The 22,635-nt window shown below is 37.5% G+C and carries 23 protein-coding genes; all 23 read left to right on the forward strand.

All coding sequences use genetic code 11. From position 1 onward, the window contains the following. The first annotated feature begins 13 nt into the window (after nt 1-13). Nucleotides 14-2,047 carry a flagellar biosynthesis protein FlhA gene (flhA, locus tag NYE73_RS05210; RefSeq protein ID WP_048391592.1) on the forward strand — a complete coding sequence of 678 codons (2,034 nt, stop codon included), beginning with the start codon at nt 14-16 and terminating at the stop codon, nt 2,045-2,047. Beyond that, entirely contained in the window at nt 2,044-3,240 is a 1,197-nt protein-coding gene (gene flhF, locus NYE73_RS05215) for a flagellar biosynthesis protein FlhF (protein WP_103117585.1), read from the forward strand. The genes flhA and flhF overlap by 4 nt, the downstream gene beginning before the upstream one ends. Continuing rightward, nucleotides 3,237-4,112, forward strand: a complete 876-nt coding sequence (locus tag NYE73_RS05220; protein ID WP_066037807.1) for a MinD/ParA family protein — start codon at nt 3,237-3,239, stop codon at nt 4,110-4,112. Before flhF ends, NYE73_RS05220 begins: the two co-directional genes overlap by 4 nt. After that, entirely contained in the window at nt 4,113-5,267 is a 1,155-nt protein-coding gene (locus NYE73_RS05225) for a protein-glutamate methylesterase/protein-glutamine glutaminase (RefSeq protein ID WP_259951083.1), read from the forward strand. It abuts the gene before it with no gap. Nucleotides 5,268-5,282: 15 nt separating this feature from the next. Then, a complete protein-coding gene (locus NYE73_RS05230) occupies nt 5,283-7,352 on the forward strand; it encodes a chemotaxis protein CheA (protein WP_259951082.1) in 2,070 nt (689 codons plus the stop codon). Between the two features lie 27 nt (nt 7,353-7,379). Continuing rightward, a complete protein-coding gene (locus NYE73_RS05235; RefSeq protein ID WP_004269272.1) occupies nt 7,380-7,826 on the forward strand; it encodes a chemotaxis protein CheW in 447 nt (148 codons plus the stop codon). 9 nt (nt 7,827-7,835) lie between these two features. Further along, the gene (locus NYE73_RS05240; RefSeq protein WP_004269270.1) at nt 7,836-8,468 is read left to right on the forward strand and encodes a chemotaxis protein CheC; all 633 of its coding nucleotides are present in this window, start codon (nt 7,836-7,838) and stop codon (nt 8,466-8,468) included. A 1-nt stretch (nt 8,469) separates the two neighbouring features. Beyond that, nucleotides 8,470-8,973 carry a chemotaxis protein CheD gene (locus tag NYE73_RS05245; RefSeq protein WP_004269269.1) on the forward strand — a complete coding sequence of 168 codons (504 nt, stop codon included), beginning with the start codon at nt 8,470-8,472 and terminating at the stop codon, nt 8,971-8,973. Next, on the forward strand, nt 8,973-9,344 hold the full coding sequence (locus NYE73_RS05250; protein ID WP_054550522.1) for a hypothetical protein: 372 nt from the start codon (nt 8,973-8,975) through the stop codon (nt 9,342-9,344). The genes NYE73_RS05245 and NYE73_RS05250 overlap by 1 nt, the downstream gene beginning before the upstream one ends. 371 nt (nt 9,345-9,715) lie before the next feature. Then, on the forward strand, nt 9,716-10,117 hold the full coding sequence (locus NYE73_RS05255; protein ID WP_048391582.1) for a nucleoside deaminase: 402 nt from the start codon (nt 9,716-9,718) through the stop codon (nt 10,115-10,117). Between the two features lie 22 nt (nt 10,118-10,139). Beyond that, nucleotides 10,140-11,363 (forward strand): amidohydrolase, encoded by a 1,224-nt coding sequence (locus NYE73_RS05260; RefSeq protein ID WP_048391580.1) that lies wholly within the window; start codon nt 10,140-10,142, stop codon nt 11,361-11,363. Nucleotides 11,364-11,391: 28 nt separating this feature from the next. After that, nucleotides 11,392-12,612, forward strand: coding sequence for an amidohydrolase (locus NYE73_RS05265; protein ID WP_259951081.1), 1,221 nt, complete (start codon nt 11,392-11,394; stop codon nt 12,610-12,612). 435 nt (nt 12,613-13,047) lie between these two features. Continuing rightward, entirely contained in the window at nt 13,048-13,818 is a 771-nt protein-coding gene (locus NYE73_RS05270) for a FliA/WhiG family RNA polymerase sigma factor (protein ID WP_036080567.1), read from the forward strand. A 23-nt stretch (nt 13,819-13,841) separates the two neighbouring features. After that, nucleotides 13,842-14,144 carry a hypothetical protein gene (locus tag NYE73_RS05275; protein WP_048391575.1) on the forward strand — a complete coding sequence of 101 codons (303 nt, stop codon included), beginning with the start codon at nt 13,842-13,844 and terminating at the stop codon, nt 14,142-14,144. Between the two features lie 9 nt (nt 14,145-14,153). Further along, a complete protein-coding gene (locus NYE73_RS05280; protein WP_259951080.1) occupies nt 14,154-14,732 on the forward strand; it encodes a hypothetical protein in 579 nt (192 codons plus the stop codon). 156 nt (nt 14,733-14,888) lie between these two features. Next, nucleotides 14,889-15,608 (forward strand): 30S ribosomal protein S2, encoded by a 720-nt coding sequence (gene rpsB / locus NYE73_RS05285; RefSeq protein ID WP_004269262.1) that lies wholly within the window; start codon nt 14,889-14,891, stop codon nt 15,606-15,608. 101 nt (nt 15,609-15,709) lie between these two features. Then, nucleotides 15,710-16,597: a translation elongation factor Ts gene (gene tsf, locus NYE73_RS05290; protein ID WP_257961805.1), complete on the forward strand. Its 888-nt coding sequence runs from the start codon at nt 15,710-15,712 to the stop codon at nt 16,595-16,597. Between the two features lie 216 nt (nt 16,598-16,813). After that, on the forward strand, nt 16,814-17,539 hold the full coding sequence (gene pyrH / locus NYE73_RS05295) for a UMP kinase (protein ID WP_004269260.1): 726 nt from the start codon (nt 16,814-16,816) through the stop codon (nt 17,537-17,539). After that, nucleotides 17,539-18,096 (forward strand): ribosome recycling factor, encoded by a 558-nt coding sequence (frr, locus tag NYE73_RS05300; protein WP_004269259.1) that lies wholly within the window; start codon nt 17,539-17,541, stop codon nt 18,094-18,096. The genes pyrH and frr overlap by 1 nt, the downstream gene beginning before the upstream one ends. 309 nt (nt 18,097-18,405) lie before the next feature. Next, nucleotides 18,406-19,200 (forward strand): isoprenyl transferase, encoded by a 795-nt coding sequence (locus tag NYE73_RS05305; RefSeq protein WP_004269258.1) that lies wholly within the window; start codon nt 18,406-18,408, stop codon nt 19,198-19,200. Next, entirely contained in the window at nt 19,197-19,997 is an 801-nt protein-coding gene (locus NYE73_RS05310) for a phosphatidate cytidylyltransferase (protein ID WP_112117499.1), read from the forward strand. Before NYE73_RS05305 ends, NYE73_RS05310 begins: the two co-directional genes overlap by 4 nt. 62 nt (nt 19,998-20,059) lie before the next feature. Then, nucleotides 20,060-21,205, forward strand: a complete 1,146-nt coding sequence (gene dxr, locus NYE73_RS05315) for a 1-deoxy-D-xylulose-5-phosphate reductoisomerase (protein ID WP_004269256.1) — start codon at nt 20,060-20,062, stop codon at nt 21,203-21,205. A gap of 46 nt (nt 21,206-21,251) precedes the next feature. Further along, nucleotides 21,252-22,514, forward strand: a complete 1,263-nt coding sequence (gene rseP, locus NYE73_RS05320; protein ID WP_048391568.1) for an RIP metalloprotease RseP — start codon at nt 21,252-21,254, stop codon at nt 22,512-22,514. Nucleotides 22,515-22,635: the final 121 nt, after the last annotated feature.

Below are 22,635 nucleotides of genomic sequence, written 5' to 3' on the forward strand. Positions count from 1 at the left end.
AGGAGGGACACAAATGAAAGTTCGCGATATTGGGGTTTTAGGTGCGGTTATTTTAATCGTTGCGATGCTCATCATCCCTCTTCCTCCGTGGATGTTAAGTTTTTTAATTGTCATTAATATTACATTAGGATTAATTGTACTGCTCACAGCAATGAGTATGAAAGAAGCATTGGATTTTTCCATTTTTCCTTCGGTAATTTTACTATTAACTTTGTTCCGATTAGGACTAAGTGTTTCCACTACTCGTGCCATCTTAGCAAATGGAGATGCAGGTTCGGTCGTTGAAACTTTTGGTGATTTCGTAGTTGGAGGAAATATACTTGTTGGTTTAGTTGTCTTTTTAATTTTAGTGTTAATTCAGTTTATTGTTATTACAAAAGGTGCAGAGCGTGTAGCTGAAGTTGCAGCACGTTTCACACTTGATGCAATGCCTGGTAAACAAATGAGTATTGATGCTGACTTAAATGCGGGGATTATTTCCGAAAAGGAAGCACGTGAACGTCGTGAAAAAGTATCAGGAGAAGCCGACTTCTACGGAGCGATGGACGGTGCTACAAAATTCGTAAAAGGGGACGCCATTGCCTCGATGGTAATGGTTATTATCAACCTATTATTTGGTATCATCATTGGGGTTGTCCAAATGGGGCTTCCATTTGCGGAAGCAGCAACACATTTCTCTAAGCTAACTGTTGGAGATGGTATTGTATCCCAAATTCCTGCTTTACTTATTTCAACAGCCACTGGGATTGTTGTAACACGTGCATCTTCTAAAGGAAGTCTCGGCCAGGACATTACAGGTCAATTATTTGCCCAAGCTAAGCTGCTTTATGTAGCTGGTGGTACAATTGTATTACTTGGGTTATTTACACCAATTCCGGATTGGATCACACTTCCAATTGGGATTGCTCTAATAGCAGGAGCTTATATGATGGGTCGCAAGAAGCCAGAGGACGAAGAGGAATTACTTGAGATTGAAGAAGAAGTGGCTACTGACGGCATGAAGAGCCCTGAGAATGTTGTGAATTTATTAAATGTGGACCCAATTGAATTCGAATTTGGTTATGGATTAATTCCCTTAGTAGATGCCGCTCAAGGTGGGGATTTATTAGACCGTGTTATCATGATTCGTCGACAGCTTGCTTTGGAGTTAGGTATCGTGATCCCAGTAGTCCGTATTCGAGACAATATTCAGCTTCAACCAAATGAATATCGAATTAAAATAAAGGGGAACGAAATGGCACGAGGCGAACTTTTACTAGATCATTATTTAGCGATGAGCCCTGGAGACGATGATTCTATTGAGGGTATTGATACTGTCGAGCCATCATTTGGATTACCAGCTAAATGGATTACAGAGCAAGTAAAAGAGGATGCGGAAATGTATGGTTATACAGTTGTGGACCCACCAAGTGTGGTGTCAACACATTTAACTGAAATAATTCGAGCAAATGCTCATGAGTTATTAGGCCGTCAAGAGACAAAGCAGTTAATCGATCACTTACGCGAATCCCATCCAATTTTAGTAGAAGAATTAACACCTGCACCTTTATCTACTGGAGAAATCCAAAAGGTACTGGGTAAGCTTCTGCGAGAGAATGTATCAGTGCGTAACTTACCTATTATTTTTGAGACACTTGCAGACTATGCAAAATTAACGAGTGATACAGATATCTTAGCTGAATATGTGCGTCAAGCATTAGCTCGTCAAATTACAGCGCAATATGTTGGGGATAGTTCAGTATTAAAGGTGATTACGGTTTCAGGTAAAGTAGAAAAAATGATTGCTGATAGTATCCAACAAACGGATCACGGTAATTATTTAGCTATGGACCCACAAGATTCTCAAACAGTATTAGAAACTATTGCAGCGGAAGTAGAGCGTGTTTCGTTTATGGAGCAATCAGCTATTATATTATGCTCGCCAGCCGTTCGGATGTATTTACGACAACTAACGGAGCGTTATTTCCCACAAATTCCAGTTCTATCCTATAATGAATTGGATGCTTCGGTTGAAATTCAAAGTGTTGGGGTGGTGAATGTTCAATGAAAATGAAAAAGTATTATGCATCATCCATACCAGAGGCGATGAAGCAAGTGCGAGCAGAATTAGGTGAGGACGCAGTCATTTTAAATTCAAAAGTCGTCATCACAAAGAAATTTTTTGGCATGATAAAAAAGAAAAGTTTTGAAGTGGTTGCGGGTATTGATGCAATGGAGCCCCAGCAAGTGGCTTCAATTCCAACACCAGCTGTACTGCCTGTAGTAAAAAAAGAAAATGCAAGGTTACAAGAGATTACAAATGCTATTCAAGCAAAAATGCATCAGGAACCACCCCTTGATGTAGCAGCAGTACATGAGGACGCTAGCATGTCAGAAGAATTGAGAAAAGAAATTGCTGATTTAAAATCATTAATGCAATCGATGCATAAAAAGACTACCCAAGCTCAATATCCCGATGAACTCTTACCCTTCATTGAATACTTAAGACAGCAAGAGCTAAGTGAAGAGCTCATCACAACGATAGGTGATGAGCTTTTTATGCATTTTAGAGAAGCATCCGAAATAAATTTTTCACAATGTAAATTGATAGCAAAAAATTTATTACGTAAGAAGCTAGAAGTACTTCCAGTCGGAGGATTATCCTACGAAAGAAAATATATAAACATTTTAGGGCCAACAGGGGTTGGTAAGACTACAACTATTGCTAAAATGGCTGCTAGAGCTGTGTTAGAAAAAAAGAAAAAGATTGGCTTTATTACGACAGATACTTATCGGATTGCGGCAATAGAGCAGCTTAAAACATATGCTGGTCTTTTACAAGCTCCTGTAGAAATTGCTTACAATGCAACAGATTTTGAACAAGCAATCCAGAGATTATCACATTTAGATTTGGTTTTTATTGATACAGCTGGTCGAAATTATAAAGAAGTCAAGTATGTTGATGATCTCCAACGCCTCATAAAATTCGATGATCATGCAGAATCTTATTTAGTGCTTGCAATGACAACGAAAGAAAGGGATATGGAGAATATTGTAGATCAATTTAAGCAATTACCAATTCAAAAATTTATTTTTACAAAAATTGATGAAACAAATTCTATTGGCACAATGATCAATTTAATGATTAAATATAATAAAGGACTTGCTTACTATACGAATGGTCAAGAAGTACCAGAAGATATTGAAGAAGCTGATTTAGAAGCAGTACTTAATTTGTTTTTTCAAGGTGAAGAAAAATGAGAGACCAAGCTGAAGCATTACGCTTAAAAATGATGAAACAGCAAGGCGAACTAGGTAGAGCGATTGCAGTTGTAAGTGGCAAAGGTGGAGTAGGTAAGAGTAACTTCACAATGAACTTTGCCATGACTTTAGCCCAAAAGGGAAAAAGAGTTGTCATTGTAGACATGGATATTGGGATGGGGAATATCCATATCTTAATTGGGAAAAATGCTTCTTATAGTTTAAAAGATTACTTAGAAGGAAATAAGCTACTAGATGAGGTAATATTTGAAGGACCTTACGATTTAAGGTATATTTCAGGTGGGTCAGGTATGACGAGTGTGCTTGATTGGTCTCATAGTATGTTTGAACGACTTATTCAAGCATTTGAAGAACTTCAAAAAAACTATGATTATATTTTATTTGATATGGGCGCTGGTGCTACTAATTGGTCGTTAGATTTACTCACATCTATTGATGAAATTATCGTCATTTCAACAGCGGAACCTACTTCTATTACAGATGCGTACTCCATGATGAAATATATTCATGTTCGAGATCCAGATAAGCAGTTTTATATTCTCTGTAACCGCGCTTTCAGTAAAGAAGAAGGAATAGAAACGAATGAACGTTTACAGTTAACAATGAAACGTTTTTTAGACAAAGAAACGATCATTCTTGGTTCATTACCTGAAGACCCTGTTGTGCGTAAGGCAGTGCGCGAGCAAGTGCCATTCTCACTTGCTTATCCAGACGCATTAATATCAAAGACATTGCAACTTATAGTCGTTCGTTTTATGGAGCAACGTGCGGGGGAAATACATGCACATGATCAAACAACGAAAAAATTTTTAACGAAACTTAGAAGTATTTTCTCGAAAGGGCGTGATTAATTGGACTTTTTGCATAAAAGCAAGCTTTTAGTTGTGGATGATTCTGCTTTTATGAGAAAGCTAATTAGTGACTTTTTTGTTGGCAACTCGAAGGTGGAAGTAGTTGGAACAGCTCGAAATGGAAAAGATGCGATCAAAAAGATACAATCGTTGAAGCCAAACGTTGTGACAATGGATATTGAGATGCCTGAAATGAATGGGCTCGATGCTTTAAAAGAAATTATGATACAATGTCCAGTTCCTGTAGTAATGCTCTCAAGTACCACTCAACGTGGGACAGAAAATGCAATTGCTGCAATTGAGGGCGGGGCAGTAGATTTTGTTGCCAAGCCGAGCGGGACCATCTCCCTTGATTTACATAAAATTCAAAATGAACTTGTGCACAAAGTGGAACAAGCTGCAACGGTGCCAATTTCCAAATTGAAAAAACCTTCTGGTAGTAAACGACAACAAGAACAAGTGACAAGGGTGAGTACCGTAATAAAGGAACCACAACAGCATGGACGAACAAATACGTCTATTAATGTTGTTTCTACTAAGGTAGCCGTAACTAAACCAATGGTAGAATGGAGTAAAATAGGAAAGAAGATTGTGTTAATTGGCACATCAACAGGAGGACCTCGCGCACTTCAGGAGGTTGTTACTAAAATTCCTAAGTCTATTCAAGCTCCCATATTAATTGTACAGCATATGCCTGCTGGATTTACTAAATCGCTTGCTAACCGACTTGATCAGCTAAGTGAAATTTCTGTTAAAGAAGCTGAACAGGGCGATATTTTGCAAAATGGAGTAGCTTATATTGCACCAGGTGGATATCATTTAAAACTTAGAAAAGTAGGGACAACTTTTGGCATTGTTCTTGATAATCAAGAAGCACCAAGATCTGGCCATCGACCTTCTGTAGATGTAATGTTCGAAGATGTTAGTCAATATAAAGATTTTGATAAAGTAGCAGTGATTATGACAGGTATGGGTCATGATGGCTCTAATGGTCTAAAAGCATTAAAAAATACTGGCAATGTCATTGCTATTGCAGAATCAGCTGAAACTTGCATTGTATATGGTATGCCAAAAGCAGCAGTAGAAACGCAACTTATTGATGAAGTTGCAGATGTAGATGATATTGCACAAACAATAATGAAATATTTGCCTTAAAAGGGGTGTCCTCTTATGGAAGTCAATCAATATTTAGAGATGTTTATTGAAGAAAGTAAAGAGCATTTACAAGCGTGTAGTGAACATTTATTAGAATTAGAAAAAAATCCAGACGATTTGGCAATTGTTGGGGAAATATTCCGCTCTGCACACACATTAAAAGGTATGTCTGCCACAATGGGCTTCGAAGATTTAGCAGATTTAACCCATAAAATGGAGAATGTTTTAGATGCCATCCGTAACGAGAAGATTCATGTTACACCTGAAATTTTAGATGTCGTATTTGAATCTGTTGATCATTTAGAAGAAATGGTAATGGATATTGCTAACGGTGGAGATGGTAAGCGTGATGTTTCCTCAACTGTCGCACAACTAAAGCGTATAGAACTAGGTGAGGAAGTAATACCAGAGGTGGTAGCAACGGTTGCTGCACCGGTTGTTGAAAGTGTATTAGAATATGATTCGTTTGAACAAACAGTCATTACACAATCGGCTGAACAAGGCTTTAATGCTTTTGAAATTTCAGTAACATTACGTGAGGATTGCCTTCTTAAGGCAGCGCGTGTATTTATGGTGTTTGAGATTTTAGAAAAAGATGGGGATGTCATTAAATCAAGTCCATCTGTTGAAAAGCTAGAAGATGAGCAGTTTGATCAACAATTTTATGTTGCTTTTGTCACAAAAACAACAGCTGAGGATATGCAGAAAAAGCTAATGAAAGTTTCTGAAGTTGATGAGGTTATTGTGACTACAATTGACCAAAGGAAATTTAGTGAAAAAGTATTTGAAGCGCACCAAGAAGTAGCAGCTACTGCAACAGCAGTGGCTGAGGTAGCCGCAATACCAACAAATACGCCTGCTGCTAAAGCCGAGCCTGTTGCAAAACCTGCAGAAGCTACACCTTCCAAGGCTGACAAAAATCATGCACCTGTAGGTAATAAAACAATTCGTGTAAATATTGAACGTCTAGATATTTTAATGAACTTGTTTGAAGAGCTTGTCATTGATCGTGGTCGATTGCAATCTATCTCTACTGAAGTAAATCATGGCGAACTAAATGAAACAGTAGAGCGTATGAGTCGTGTGATGGGTGATTTGCAAACTATTATTTTAACAATGCGAATGGTACCTGTAGAAACAGTTTTCAATCGTTTCCCGAAAATGATTCGTCAGCTATCACGTGATTTAAATAAGAAAATCAACCTTGAAATTATTGGTGCTGAAACCGAACTAGATCGTACAGTAATTGATGAAATTGGAGATCCGCTTGTTCACTTGATTCGTAATTCTGTGGATCATGGCATTGAGAATCCAACTGCTCGTCGTGCAAAAGGCAAGCCTGAAGAAGGAACGGTCGTATTACGTGCCTATCATAGCGGAAATTACGTCTTTATTGAAATTGAAGACGATGGCGCGGGCATAAATCGAGAAAAAGTATTAGCGAAAGCTATTTCAAAAGGTATTGTTACACAAGAACAATCCTATTCAATGTCTGATAAACAAATTAATGAGCTTATTCTAGCTTCAGGCTTCTCCACTGCAGATGTTATTTCAGATGTATCTGGTCGTGGAGTAGGTTTAGATGTTGTAAAAACAACGATTGAATCACTAGGTGGCAATATTTCAATTGAATCAACACAGGATGTTGGATCCATCTTCTCGATTCAATTACCACTGACATTATCAATTATTTCAGTTATGCTTGTGGAGATTGAAAAGGAAATTTATGCAATTCCACTATCTTCTATTATTGAAACATCTATTATCCGTTCATCAGAGATTATGAATGCGCATAATCAAAAAGTAATCGACTTCCGTGGCAAAGTTGTTCCGTTGGTATTCTTAGAGGAAATCTTTGAGGTACCTCGTCAAGAGCATCAAGATGAAGAATTCCACTCAGTAGTGATCGTCCGTAAAGGTGAAAAACTTGCTGGTTTAGTGGTGGATTCATTCATTGGCCAACAAGAAATTGTCTTGAAGTCTTTAGGAAATTACTTAACAAATATCTTTGCCATTTCAGGAGCAACAATCTTAGGCAATGGTAAAGTAGCCTTAATTGTAGATTGCAACGCACTAATTAAATAAGGTGAATGAATAAGAGAGGTGTAAAGTATGACAAATGCAGTGGAGCAAGAAAGTATTAAAGTAATAGTTTTTCAGTTAGCAGATAAAGAATATGCAATTCCAGTGTCCCATGTTCAAGGAATTGAGAAATTAATGCATATTACTCGTGTACCGAAAACAGCGAAATACGTAAAAGGTGTAATCAATCTACGAGGTGTTGTCACACCAATTGTGGATTTACGTGAACGTTTTGAATTACCTATTTCTGAACATGAAGAAACAACACGCATTATTATTATTTCATTAGAAGATATGGAAGTAGGCTTTGTAGTGGATTCCGCTAACGACGTTATCGATATTCCAGCAAGTGCTATTGAACCGCAACCAGAAGTCGTTGGCTCACTTGAAGAAGAATTTATTTCAGGCGTTGCTAAAGTAGAGAAGCGATTATTAATCTTATTACATTTAGAAAAAGTATTAAATCCACTAAAGTAGGGATCGATAATGACATTTAATCAAAAAATTACATCACTACATTTAGATGTATTAAAGGAGATTGGAAACATCGGTGCTGCGCATGCCGCGACAGCACTTTCCAATTTACTTGGGAAAAAAATTGATATGCGTGTTCCAAAGGTAGAGATGGTGTCCTTTAACGATATGATGGAGTTGGCTGGCGGATCAGAAAACGTAGTTGTTGGCATTTACCTTCGTATTGAAGGTGATGCAGAGGGAAGTATGTTCTTTATATTACCTATCGAACAAGCAAACCGCTTTATACGTCGGCTTATTTTCGATGACTCTTTTGACTTTAAAAAACGACCTGTTTCAGAGTTAGGTTTATCAGCTATGCAAGAAATGGGTAATATTTTATCGGGCTCCTATTTATCTGCCTTATCGGATTTTACTAATTTAAAAATTTATCCAACTGTGCCAGGTCTAAGTGTTGATATGTTTGGAGCTATAATAAGCATTGGTTTAATAGAATTATCTCATGTCAGTGATAATGTTATTGTGATAAATACATCCATTTTTGAAGAAGGTGTGGAAGACCATGAAACGGTGAGGGGCCATTTCTTCCTACTACCAGATCCTGACTCGTTTGATGCCATTTTTAAAGCATTAGGGGTTTCGTGATATGTTAACCAATAGTAGTGGACAAGTGATTAAAGTGGGAATTGCACAAATGGATGTAGTAAAGCTACCTAACACGATTCGAACTTCTGGTCTTGGTTCATGTGTTGGTGTTATTTTGTATGATGAGTCAAAAAAAATTGCTGGTTTAATCCATGTGATGTTACCAGATTCAAGTTTAGGAAGAGCTGAGTCAATCAATGTCGCGAAATTTGCAGATTCAGGGATTGCTGCAATGATTGATTTACTAAAGTTAGAAGGCGTTCAAAAATTTAAACTCAAGGCAAAAATTGCAGGGGGTGCGCAGATGTTCCAATTTACTTCCGACAAAGATACAATGCGTATTGGTCCCCGCAATGTAGAAGCTGTCAAAAATGAATTAAAGAGGCAGGGCATCCCTTTAGTGGCCGAGGATACTGGTGGAAATAGTGGTAGAACGATTGAATTTAATCCTGCAACGTCGATATTACATATCCGAACAGTTAACCAGGGAGTGAGTGAAATCTAATGTTTGGTTCTATATTTTACAATCTATGGGGAGCATTAATTGCCTTTTCTATTTATTTTTTTAGTACATTTCAAAAACCATTTACGCCTCTGCGAATCCTGATTGGCTCTTTTATTGTAGCAATCATCGCATTTTTTGTAATGTTTATTGTACGTTTTTTAATTGCTTACATCTTGTTTACACCAGAGGAAGATGAGGAAGCAGTTGAAGTCGATATAGAAGAAAAGGAACTTGAATCAATAGAAGGCGTAAAACAAGAAGTGCCAATAGCTAATTCCACGGTTGAATTTCAAGATGAAAATTCCGAGGAAATTGCACAAGTAGTAAGAACGATGATGAATCGAGAAGAAGATCAACAAGTAAATGCGTAAAAGTAAGAGTCGTGACTAACGACTCTTTTTTATTTTGGCTTTGGAGTTTGTAGTATACGAAAAACTTAAGTGAAATTAATTATTTTTATATTATTCATATATATAGTCCTCATGTTAGCATATTTATACAAAGGAAATAGCTTTAAATCTAAAAACTCCAAAATATAAAAATGTAGCTTGTCCGGGGAATTTATCAACTGAAAAGATAGTGATTATGGCACCATTTACTGGTCTTGTAAGAGAAACACCTCAGACGGCAGTGCTTAGTTTTTCACAGGAGCATGCATTGGCAGTAGCATATTTCCAATAAATGGTCCATTTCAATATATAAAAAGAAAAGAGAATTTCGCTTTTTCTAGGAGGGGAACGACATGAAATCTCATGACTTTATGAAACAAGCACTTGAGTTAGCTAAAGAAAATGAAAGAACAAAACATGGTGCTCCTTTTGGTGCAATTGTAGTTAAAAATGGACAGATTATTGGCTCTGGTGTAAATGAGGTTGCAATCACTAATGATTTGACGAATCATGCAGAGATTCAAGCAATCCGTCAAGCTTGTCACGCACTGAAAACGACCAATTTAGAAGGTTGTGAAATGTATGCAAGTACAGAACCTTGTCCTATGTGTTTGAGTGCCATTTACTATTCTAAAATTTCTACAGTTTATTATTTTAATGCTAGTAATCCTAGTCAAGATTATATCTATCATGAACTTTCTTTACCCCATCAGGAGAGGGCCATTCAAATGGTTCATCTAGCTATCAATCTTTAATAAATTTCGGGAGGTTCAATCAATGATACCAACAGCGTATTGGCTAACAAATGTACGATTAGAAACAGGATATCATTACGATAATGGGGTCGTTATAGGAACAAAAACTGCACTTTTTAATGTACAAGTAGAAAGTGGTGAAATAAACCAAATTCTTAGCGTAGATCAGCCTTTAAAAACTGATTTGCCTAAGCGAGATGCACATGGTTACTTAATGCTCCCTTCTTTTAGAGATATGCATATTCATATAGATAAAACCTATTTTGGTGGACCATGGAAGGCTCCTTCGATTCCCACAGAAGGTCTTATTACAAGATTAAAAGAAGAAGAGATTCTACTGCCAAGCTTATTGCCTGTTGCAGAGGAACGAGCAAAAAAGTTACTAGATTTGCTCATACATGCAGGATCAACACATATTCGTACGCATTGTAATATTGATCCATTTATTGGGTTGAAAAATTTAGAAGCAGTCTTAAGAGCTAAAGAGGCTTACAAAGATAAAGTTGATATAGAGGTTGTCGCTTTCCCACAACATGGCCTCTTACGTAGTAAATCCATTTCTTTAGTAAGAGAAGCTTTGCGAAGTGGAGCGTCTCTAGTAGGCGGTGTAGACCCTGCATCGATTGATGAAAATATAGAAAAATCCTTACAAACGGTGATGGAATTAGCGGTTGAAGCTGATTCAAATGTTGACTTGCATATCCATGATCCTGGTCATCTTGGTATTTTTACCTTTAAACGATTAGCTGCCTTAACGGAGGAAGCGGGTTGGCATGGCCGAGTGACAATTAGTCATGCCATGGCCTTAGCCGATGTTTCAACTAATGAAGCAAGTGAAGTGGCAGCGTTACTAGCTCATCACGGTATTGACATTACTTCGTCTGTTCCATTGGATCATACCATTCCTATTCCGTTATTAGATCAAAAAGGTGTTCAAATCTCTTTGGGTGAAGATAGTATTACAGATCACTGGTCCCCGTTTGGTATAGGTGACAGCCTAGAAAAACTAGGCACGCTAGCTGAACGCTTTGGCTTAAGTGATGAACGTTCACTTAGTCAAAGTCTAAAGTATATTGCTGGCGGCATAACACCTTTAAACAAGGATGGACAGCCCCAATGGCCGAAAATTGGAGATATGGCGAATGTCGTGTTTGTAGATGCAACTTGCTCAGCAGAAGCAGTTGCAAGAAGAGCAAGAAGAGTGGCGGTGCTCTTTACAGGGAAAATAGTTGCGGGTGAGCTTTAATTTTTGAAGAAGAAAGGATAAATCTGAAATGAATTCTACTTTTTGGTTAACAAATGTACGTCTTGAAACAGATTATCACTTTGAAAACGACACGATTACTAAAACGAACTCGGCTTGTTCTCATCTATTCATTAAAGATGGGAAAATTGCAGAAATAGTTTCTGCTGATAGCCTATTAGATGATGATTATCCAAAAAAAGATATGAAACAGCTATTAGCACTACCTTCATTTATAGAAAAACATTGTCATTTGGATAAAACTCTGTTGAGCGACAAATGGCGGGCAGTTACACCAGTGAATAATATTTTTGAACGTTGTGAAATTGAAAAAGAGGTACTTCCAACCTTACATACAACTACGCAACAACGCGCTGAGAAACTACTTAGTCGTTATGTCCAGTTTGGAGTTACACATGTACGTACGCATGTGGATTTATATCCTGAGGTAGGGTTGAAAAATTTAGAAGAGGTTCAAAAAGCTTTACAAAATTTTGAAGGGAAGTTGTCTTATGAAATCGTTGCCTTTCCTCAACATGGTCTATTACGAACAAAGGCAACCAATTTAATAAGGGAGGCTCTACGTTTTGGGGCAGGATTTGTAGGAGGTGTCGATCCAGCTACTGTGGATGGAGATATTGAGGCTTCCTTACAACAAATGGTGGAACTCGCTGTTGAAGGAAACGCAGGGATTGACTTGCATCTGCATGACCCAGATCAATTGGGTACTTTTACAATGAAGAGATTAGCCAAATTAACAAAGGAAGCTGGTTTACAAGGCAAAGTAGCCATTAGCCATGCCTTTGGGCTAGGAGATGTTTCACACTCTGAGGCAGAAGAAATGGCGGACATCTTACGTGATGCAGGTATTACGATTGTGACGAGTGTCCCCCTGCGTAGAAAGTTTCCACCTGTTGGTTTATTACACAGTAAAGGAGTACCCGTTGCAATTGGGTGTGACAATATCTTTGATGTTTGGTCCCCATTTGGTAACGGAGATTTATTAGAACGAGCTGGTCGTTTGGCAAAAAGCTCAGGTTGGGGAGATGAACGCTCATTAGCCCAAACCCTTCAATTTATTACAGGGGGAAAAACCCCACTCAATCAATCAGGTGAGCAAACATGGCCAAAAGTGGGAGATAGTGCAAATATGGTGTTTGTGGAGGCTTCTTGCTCTGCTGAAGCAATTGCTCGAAGATCTCTACGTAAGGCAACTATATTCAATGGAAACTTTGTCTCTAGTTCGATTTAAAGCATAATTTATTATAAAGAGTGTTTTTTTTTATTGGGTATTATTGCTCTTTTGTTTAATTTGTTCTTTGCTCTACAGTAGTGCTAAAACTAAATCAAAAGAATTCAGTAGCTTCTTAGTAAAAGCTTAATCATATCCAACTGTATCCAAGTGTCATTACACAATGAGGATACAGTTTTTCTATGTCTTTCAAAAACAAAGGAATATATTAGAGACTAAGAGAAACAAATGAAATTATAGTCGATTCTTGTTATAATATAGGAAAGATGGCAACTGCTTATCGGGCTTTAACGATTCAGGCTCACGTCTAGATTAGCTTAAATGTGGATTTTTATAAAAAACAACTAAGAAATCCTGTTGAATGATAAATTTTAAGAGCGCAAGTAGTCGTTAGTAAACAGGCGTGAAAAAGCGTTTTTTAGAGAGGTGGATTTCATGACACAACCAATTCTGAACGATGAGCAAAAACTGTGGAATCGCTGGATACATGAGCGTGATCCCGATGCTGGTGATTTACTTATAAAAAAATACATTTCTTTAGTATCTTATCATGTCCAACGTATTGGTGCAGGTCTGCCCAAAAGCGTATCACGAGACGATTTAACGAGCTTAGGGATGGTAGGACTTTTTGATGCATTAAATAAATTTGACATTAACAGAGATTTAAAATTTGATACATATGCTTCGTTTAGAGTAAGAGGAGCCATCATCGATGGTTTACGAAAAGAAGACTGGTTACCACGGTCAGCGCGTGAAAAAGCCAAAAAATTAGATGCACAAATTGAACAACTAGAACAAAAATATATGCGTCATGTAACACCTGAGGAACTTGCGGAGCATATGGAAGTATCTGTTGAAGATGTTTATCAAACTGTGCAAGAGCATTTTTTTTCAAATGTTCTTTCTATTAATGAACAACAGGACCAAGAAGAAACAGATGGCAAGTCATTTGTCATACGAGACGATACAACAAAAACACCTGAGCAAGCTATCATTAAATCAGAATTGTTAGATGATCTTGCGGAAAATATTCAGAAACTCAATGAAAAAGAACAGCTTGTCCTTAGTTTATTTTACACGGAGGAGTTAACCTTGACAGAAATTGGTGAAATGCTTGAACTATCAACCTCTCGTATTTCACAAATTCATTCAAAAGCGCTATTAAAGCTACGAAAGCTATTATCTAGTGAAATGATTAATGCGTAAATATCCTTGAGGGAGAGATTCCAATGAGTTTAAAAGGTGTCGAGTTACAGATTGCTATTCCAAAAACATTTGAAGCAGGAAAAATGGTTGATCAGGCACAGCAGCAAGTATTGGCTCAACAAGCACATGCAAATGAAGCATTAAAAAAAGAAGTAGAGCGCAAACAAAAAATTGTCAACACATCAGAAGGTATGGATGAAATTAGTGAGGATGAAGATGCAGGTGGTGAGTATTTAACAGGGATTCATAAAAAGAAAAAAAAGGATCAACAAGAAAAACAGGCACAACATCCGTTTAAAGGGAATTTCGTGGATTTTAGTGGATAGGAGTTTACAATGACAACCATTCTAATAGCGGTGCTATTCTTTTTACAGCTAATTTCATTTTACTTTCTTATCATTTTAAATACAAAGTTAGCAAAGTTTAAAGATTTGGAAAAGAAGCAAGAACGTTTAATGAGAGAAATGGACGACACCATTAGTGTGTATTTAGCTGAAATGAAAGATGAAAATGACCGTCTTATTAAAGAGCTACAAAGTGTCTCACAGTCGGAAATAGCTGCTAGTAGCTTGTATCAAACGGAACAATATATGACACCTCAGGAGCAGCCAACTTTGCCTGTAGTACACGAGGTGAAAAGTGATAGTTCTCTATCTTTAGAGAAAGATGCACGTATCTATGTACCTAAAAATATTGTCGCAAATGCTTATTCACGTCAGCAACATACAAGCTCGAAAATGGTGAAAACAGCTCCACCTCTAAAAGTGGAGGAGCAAAAAGAAGCTGAAAAATTGCTGACAGTGGAACAACAGGCTCTAGAATTAGCAAAACAGGGAAAATCACCAGAGGAAATAGCTAAACAACTGCAAAAGGGTAAAACAGAAATCGAGCTTTTACTGAAATTCCATCACTAAATTGTTGCGAATCGTTAAAAGCTATGATATAGTTGCAAATGGTGTTATTACTACACACGCATTTTGATGCAGTAAGTGGTGCTCTAAGATTAGGGTAGCTTGTTGTAGATGATAAATGCGGAGGATAAAAACCAAACATATTAGGAGGAAATTCACATGTCAGTAATTTCTATGAAACAATTACTTGAAGCTGGTGTACATTTCGGTCACCAAACTCGTCGTTGGAACCCAAAAATGAAGAAATATATCTTCGTTGAACGTAACGGGATCTACATCATCGACTTACAAAAAACTGTTAAAAAATTAGAGGAAGCTTATGACTTCATGCGTCAAGTTGGTCAAGACGGTGGTAAAGTTCTTTTCGTTGGTACGAAAAAACAAGCACAAGAAGCGATCAAAGATGAAGCTGAACGTTCAGGCAACTACTACATCAACCAACGTTGGTTAGGTGGTACTCTTACAAACTTCGGTACAATTCAAAAACGTGTTGCACGTATGAAACAAATCGAAAAAATGGAAGAAGAAGGAACTTTCGAAGTTCTTCCTAAAAAAGAAGTAATCCAACTTAAAAAAGAACACGAACGTCTAATCAAATTCTTAGGCGGTATCCGTGATATGCACGATCTTCCAGACGTAATGTTCGTGGTTGACCCACGTAAAGAACGTATTGCGGTTGCAGAAGCTCGTAAATTAAACATCCCTCTAGTAGGTATTGTTGATACTAACTGTGATCCAGATGAAATCGACTACGTAATCCCTGCTAATGATGATGCTATTCGCGCTGTTAAACTTTTAACTGCTAAAATGGCTGACGCTTTAATCGAGTCAAAACAAGGTGAAGAAGAAGCTCCAGCTGTAGAAGCTGCTGCTGAGTAATTCACGTTTACAAAAAGGTGATAAGTGGCTCAAAACCCTTATCACCTTTTTTAGAACCTATCATTAAATTATGTTCAACCAATTTGAGGAGGAAACACTAAATGGCAAACATTACTGCACAATTAGTAAAAGAATTACGTGAAAAAACTGGCGCTGGTATGATGGATTGTAAAAAAGCGTTAGTACAAACTGATGGCGACTTAGAAGCAGCTATCGACTTCCTACGTGAAAAAGGTCTTTCTTCAGCTGCTAAAAAAGCTGACCGCATCGCTGCAGAAGGTACAACTTATATTTTAGAACAAGGTAACGAAGCAATCATCCTTGAAGTAAATGCTGAAACTGACTTTGTTGCGAAAAACGACAAATTCCAAGTATTAGTTGCATCTTTAGCTGAGCAATTACTTGCTGCTAAACCTGCATCAGTTGAAGCTGCTTTAGAGCTTGCAAATACTGAAGGCGTAAAAATTGTAGATCAAATCTCAACTGCTATTGCAACAATTGGAGAAAAAATTACACTTCGTCGTTTCGAAATTAAAACAAAATCTGATGCAGATGCATTCGGTTCATACTTACACATGGGTGGCCGTATCGGTGTATTAGTAACTTTAGAAGGCTCTACTGATGCAGCAGCTGCTAAAGATGTTGCTATGCACATTGCAGCAATCAACCCAACTTATGTTTCTCGTGATGAAGTTTCTGCTGAAGAAGTTGAACGTGAGCGTAAAGTATTAACTGAACAAGCTCTTAACGAAGGTAAACCAGAAAACATCGTTGCAAAAATGGTTGAAGGCCGTCTTGGTAAATACTTCGAAGATGTTTGCTTACTTGACCAAACTTTCGTTAAAAACTCAGATCAAAAAGTACGTGATTTTGTAGCTTCAACTGGTGGTTCTGTAAACGGCTTTGTACGTTACGCTGTTGGTGAAGGTATCGAAAAACGTGAAGATAACTTTGCAGAAGAAGTAATGAGCCAAGTTAAAGGTAACTAATTTAGCTTGCATTTGATTCTAATCAAATAATATCTAGATTATCTAGACAAAAAAATGGGGAACACAACATAGCGTGTTCCCTATTTTTCCGAAGTGAATGAAAAAATGAAGATAATTTTCTATTCTGCCTTATTCACAACTAGCAATTATTGTTAGATATACTATAATGGAAAAGGGAATAGGGATGTTTTAAATAAAGTCTTACGGAGGTTTACAATGAGTGTACCGCAATATAAACGAGTAGTTATTAAACTAAGTGGTGAAGCGTTAGCTGGAGAAGCGGGCTTCGGTTTATCACCAAAAATAATCAAGTCTGTTGCAGAAGAAGTAAAAGAAGTAGTAGATCTTGATGTAGAAGTTGCTGTTGTTGTAGGTGGCGGTAATATATGGCGTGGGAAAATAGGTAGTGAAATGGGAATGGATCGTGCTGCTGCGGACTACATGGGCATGCTGGCAACCGTAATGAACTCCCTAGCTTTACAAGATGCACTTGAAAAATTAGGCATTGAAACACGTGTTCAATCTTCTATTGTGATGACTCAAGTAGCGGAGCCATACATTCGTCGTAAAGCAGTTAGACATCTTGAAAAAAAGCGTGTCGTTATCTTTGCAGCAGGGACAGGTAATCCGTTCTTCTCTACTGATACGACTGCCGCATTACGAGCAGCAGAAATTGATGCTGATGCAATTTTAATGGCTAAAAACAATGTCGATGGCGTTTATTCAGCGGATCCGAAAGTGGATGAGACAGCCATTAAATATGATACACTCACATACTTAGACGTTATCCAACAAGGCTTACAAGTAATGGATTCAACGGCTTCAACTTTATGTATGGATAACGATATCCCGCTAATTGTTTTCTCAATTACGGAGCCGGGTAACATTAAACGTGCTGTACAAGGCGAAAAAATCGGAACAGTTGTTAGGAGGAATGTATAATGGCTAAACAAGTTTTAGAACAAGCTAAAGAAAAAATGAACAAAACAATCGCAGCTTTCTCACGCGAACTAGCATCTATTCGTGCAGGTCGTGCGAACGCATCTCTATTAGATCGTATTTCGGTTGATTACTATGGAGCAGCAACACCAATTAACCAACTTGCGGGTGTTTCTATACCTGAAGCTCGTTTATTAGTAATTACACCTTACGATAAATCAATTTTAGGTGATATTGAAAAAGCAATTATGAAATCAGATATTGGTATCACACCAACAAATGATGGTTCTGTCATTCGTCTTATGATTCCTGCTTTAACAGAAGAGCGTCGTAAGGATCTAGTAAAACAAGTGAAAAAAGAAGCGGAAGATGCAAAAATTGCTGTACGTAATGTTCGTCGTGATGCAAATGATGATTTGAAAAAACTTGAAAAAGCTGGCGAAATCACAGAAGACGATCTACGTGGCTATGGAGAAGATATTCAAAAGTTAACAGATGAATTCATTGTGAAAGTAGATCAAGTAGCGAAAGATAAAGAAAAAGAAATTTTAGAGGTGTAAATAAACCTTTTACACGTCTATGATGGAACTTTTTGATGAGATGAAGGCGTCCTATACTTAACAGGACGTCTTTTCTCTTTATTATTCATAGCCAAATTGCTTACTCAAATAGAGAGCATGTATAAATGTGAAAAGGTCATTAATGATACAATCATCATTATTTAACAAACTCATTCTTTAATATGTGTATAGTTCTAAAATAAGCTAGTACATACATAGTCAATTTAGAGGGAAAAAAAAGACAAAAGGCGCTTTTGTTTGTTATGATAGGTTAGTATACGTCCGATTAGTTGTAGTGGGGGAGTTAGCATGTTTAAAAAGCTATTAGGTAAACAAATAAATATGGATACACTATCATTGGAGGAGCGTGTGGCCCTAGCTAAAAGCGAGCCGATTCCTGCCCATGTAGCGATTATTATGGACGGAAATGGACGTTGGGCGAAGAAAAGAGCTATGCCACGTGTGGCTGGTCATCATGAAGGAATGAAGACGGTGCGTAAGGTGACGAGATTTGCATCAGACTTAGGTATTAAAGTCTTAACTGTCTATGCATTTTCCACTGAAAATTGGAAGAGACCAAAACCTGAGGTAGATTTTCTTATGCGGCTACCTGTTGAGTTTTTAGGTTCCTTTTTACCAGAAATGATGGAGCGTAATGTACGTGTCGAAATGATTGGAGACCCATCTTTATTACCTGCCCATACACAAAAAGCGTTGTATGAGGCAATGGAAGAAACGAAGCATAATACAGGGCTTATTTTAAATTTTGCGCTGAATTATGGTAGTCGTTCTGAAATGGTCAATGCCATGAAAATGATGCTTCAAAAAGTGCAGGACGGTCAATTAACGATGCAAGACATAACAGAAGATTGCTTAACATCTCATTTAATGACGGCCCATTTACCTGAACCAGATCTTTTAATTCGTACAAGTGGTGAAGTGCGATTAAGTAACTTTATGCTATGGCAGCTCGCCTATACAGAATTTTGGTTTACAGATACATTGTGGCCAGATTTTAGTGAGGAAAACTTACTCGAAGCGGTGGAAAACTATCAGAAACGTAATCGCCGTTACGGTGGGTTGAAGGGAGAAGAAACAACTTGAAACAAAGAATTATTACCGCAATAATTGCAGCAGCACTTTTTATCCCATTCGTTATTTATGGAAAAGTACCATTTGCCTTACTTGTGCTAGCAATGGCTATTGTCGGTTTTTATGAAATACTTAAGATGAAAGGGATTTCCATCTTTTCTGTGCCTGGCTTCTTAGGACTGATCACTTTAATTTTACTGGTTATCCCGAAGGACTGGAGTGAAAGGGTTGTAGAATTAATAGGCTATTCGTCTAATCTAATGGTAGTCTATGGTCTAATGATGCTACTTCTTATTTACGTGGTTTTAGTAAAAAATAAAATTACTTTTGACGAAGTTGGCTTTATTTTATTAGGCGCATTTTATGTGGGATTAGGATTCCATTATCTAATTGAAACTAGAAATGTTGGATTAGAGTATGTTGTCTATTGCTTATTAGTTGTTTGGACAACGGATTCAGGTGCATATTTTGTAGGTAGAAAATTAGGGAAAAATAAGTTATGGCCAGAAATTTCACCTAAGAAAACGATCGAAGGCTTTATAGGTGGAATAGTCATTGCTGTTATTTTTGCAGTAGGTATGCAACTCATTTACCCATTCGCAAATGGTTATATATCACTTGTTTTTGTAACGATTTTTGCCTCAATTATTGGTCAAATGGGCGATTTGGTAGAATCTGCTATTAAACGTCACTTTGATGTAAAAGATTCAGGCAATATTTTACCAGGGCATGGAGGAATTTTAGATCGCTTTGATAGTCTATTATTTGTCGTGCCTCTACTTCATTTTTTACATTTATTTGGTAATTAATTGTATAGGAAAAGACATTTTGCTAAATCATTTGCTTAGATAGAAAAAGGGGACAATTTGTTGTGAAAAAAATTAGTTTATTAGGTGCAACTGGTTCAATTGGTTGGCAAACCTACGATATCTTAAAAGAACAACGTGATGCTTTTCAATTAGTAGCTTTTTCATCAGGAAAGAACCTAGAGAAAACGCGAGAAATGATTGAAACATTAAAGCCCGAATTAGTTTCTGTGCAATTAGAAGAAGACGCACTAACACTAGCTAAAGAGTTTCCAAATATCCAATTTACGTTTGGAGCAAAAGGACTTGTAGAGGTCGCAACACATCCAGATTCGACTGTACTTGTCAATGCTGTGCTTGGAAGTGTAGGCCTTGAATCAACATTAGCAGCCATTCGTATGGGCAAAACGATTGCTATTGCTAATAAAGAAACGCTTGTAACTGCTGGTCATTTAGTGATGGCAGAGGCCAAAAAATACAAAGTAGCCATCTTGCCTGTAGATAGTGAGCACTCTGCCATCTTCCAATCGATGAATGGTGAGAATCCGAAAAATATCGAACGTTTGATTATTACCGCTTCTGGTGGTAGCTTCCGTGATAAAACACGAGAACAATTAAAACACGTGACGGTCGCAGATGCACTGAATCATCCAAACTGGTCTATGGGTGCAAAGATTACGATAGATTCCGCTACAATGATGAATAAGGGATTAGAAGTCATTGAAGCACATGTTTTATTTGATATGCCTTATGATAAAATAGATGTACTTTTGCATAGAGAAAGTATTATTCACTCTCTAGTTGAGTATCATGATACTAGTGTTATTGCTCAGCTAGGTACACCCGATATGCGTGTGCCAATCCAATATGCTTTAAGCTACCCAGACCGTATACCATTACAAAATGGTCAGCGACTAAATTTAGCGCAAATTGGTCAACTACATTTTCAAGAGATGGACTTTGAGCGATACCCTGCTTTGCGTTTAGCGTATGAGGCTGGTCGTATGGGTGGTACGATTCTGACAGCAATGAATGCAGCAAACGAAGCGGCAGTTGCAGCCTTTTTACAAGGGAAAATCACATTCCTTGAAATTGATGAGACGATTGAACGTGTGATGCAGGCACACCAAAACATTGCAGTACCAGATTTACAAACCATATTACATGTGGATAGTGAGACAAGAAAAATAGTGTTAGACATGGTAAAATAACGAAAGCACTGTATCGTTAACTAATCGCTATTAAAGGTGGGGTATTATGCAAACAGCCATTGCATTTATATTAATATTTGGTATGCTCGTCTTCTTCCATGAACTTGGACATTTCTTATTCGCCAAACGTGCAGGTATCTTAGTACGTGAATTTGCGATCGGAATGGGTCCCAAAATTTATGGAAAAACGCATGGTGAAACAATGTATACTATTCGATTATTACCAATCGGGGGATACGTACGTATGGCCGGCGAGGATATGGATGGCACGGAATTACAGCCAGGCTACCGAATAGGGCTTATTGTGAATGAAGATAATATTGTTAAAAAAATTATTTTCAATCAAAATAATAAGCAGTTACCAGATTTATTATTTTTAGAAGTTGAACGCGCCGATTTAGAGAAGGAGTTATTTGTAGAGGGTTATGATGAAGAAGAACGTCTAGTTCGTTATCAAGTAGCTAGAGACTGTGTGCTTGTGGAAAATGGTCGTGAACTTGTCATTGCGCCACAGGATCGTCAATTTAATGCAAAGACAGTTGGTCAACGAGCAATGACTATCTTTGCAGGCCCTTTGTTTAACTTTATTCTCGCGTTTGTGATTTATTTAGTGATTGGATTGATCCATGGTGTACCAACATACGAGCCAATTATCACAGAAGTAGTAGAGAATGATCCAGCTGCACAGGCAGGGATGCTGGCAGGAGATAGAGTAACAGCTATTAACGGACAAGCAGTTGAAAAATGGCAAGATTTAGCTGCAATCGTTCAAGATCATCCAAACGAAGATATTGCTGTGACAGTTGAACGAAATGGACAATCAGTGAACTTAAATATGACTGTTAAGGAAATCCAGCAGGATGGCGAGAAATATGGTCAAATAGGTGTACGCTATGAGAGTCCCAGAGAATTTAACCCATTAAAGGCAGTTGTTTATGGAGCTCAAGAAACCTATAATATGACAGTGAAAATATTTGAACTATTAGGTATGCTAATTACCGGTAAGTTCACAATAGACGCACTTTCAGGTCCTGTAGGTATTTATAAAGCAACAGAGCAAGTTGCCCAGTATGGTATTATGAACCTAATGAATTGGGCAGCAATGCTAAGTATTAACTTAGGAATTATGAACCTACTTCCATTACCAGCACTTGACGGAGGCCGTTTATTATTCTTTGGCTTTGAAGCTTTACGTGGTAAACCAATTGACCGTCAAAAAGAAGGTATTGTACATTTTGTAGGAATCGTCCTACTCATGATTCTAATGGTGGTTGTTACATGGAACGATATACAAAGATTTTTCTTTTAATTCATTTACAGTTAAATGAAATTTGATTTCCTAGCTTTGAGCGCAATTTCGATGAAACATTGCGCTCAAAGCTAAATTTGTTTATGCTATTGAGAGTATAAACTTATCTATTGAAAAAGGT

This window comes from Lysinibacillus sp. FSL K6-0102 (assembly GCF_038003545.1).
Lineage (GTDB): Bacteria > Bacillota > Bacilli > Bacillales_A > Planococcaceae > Lysinibacillus > Lysinibacillus capsici.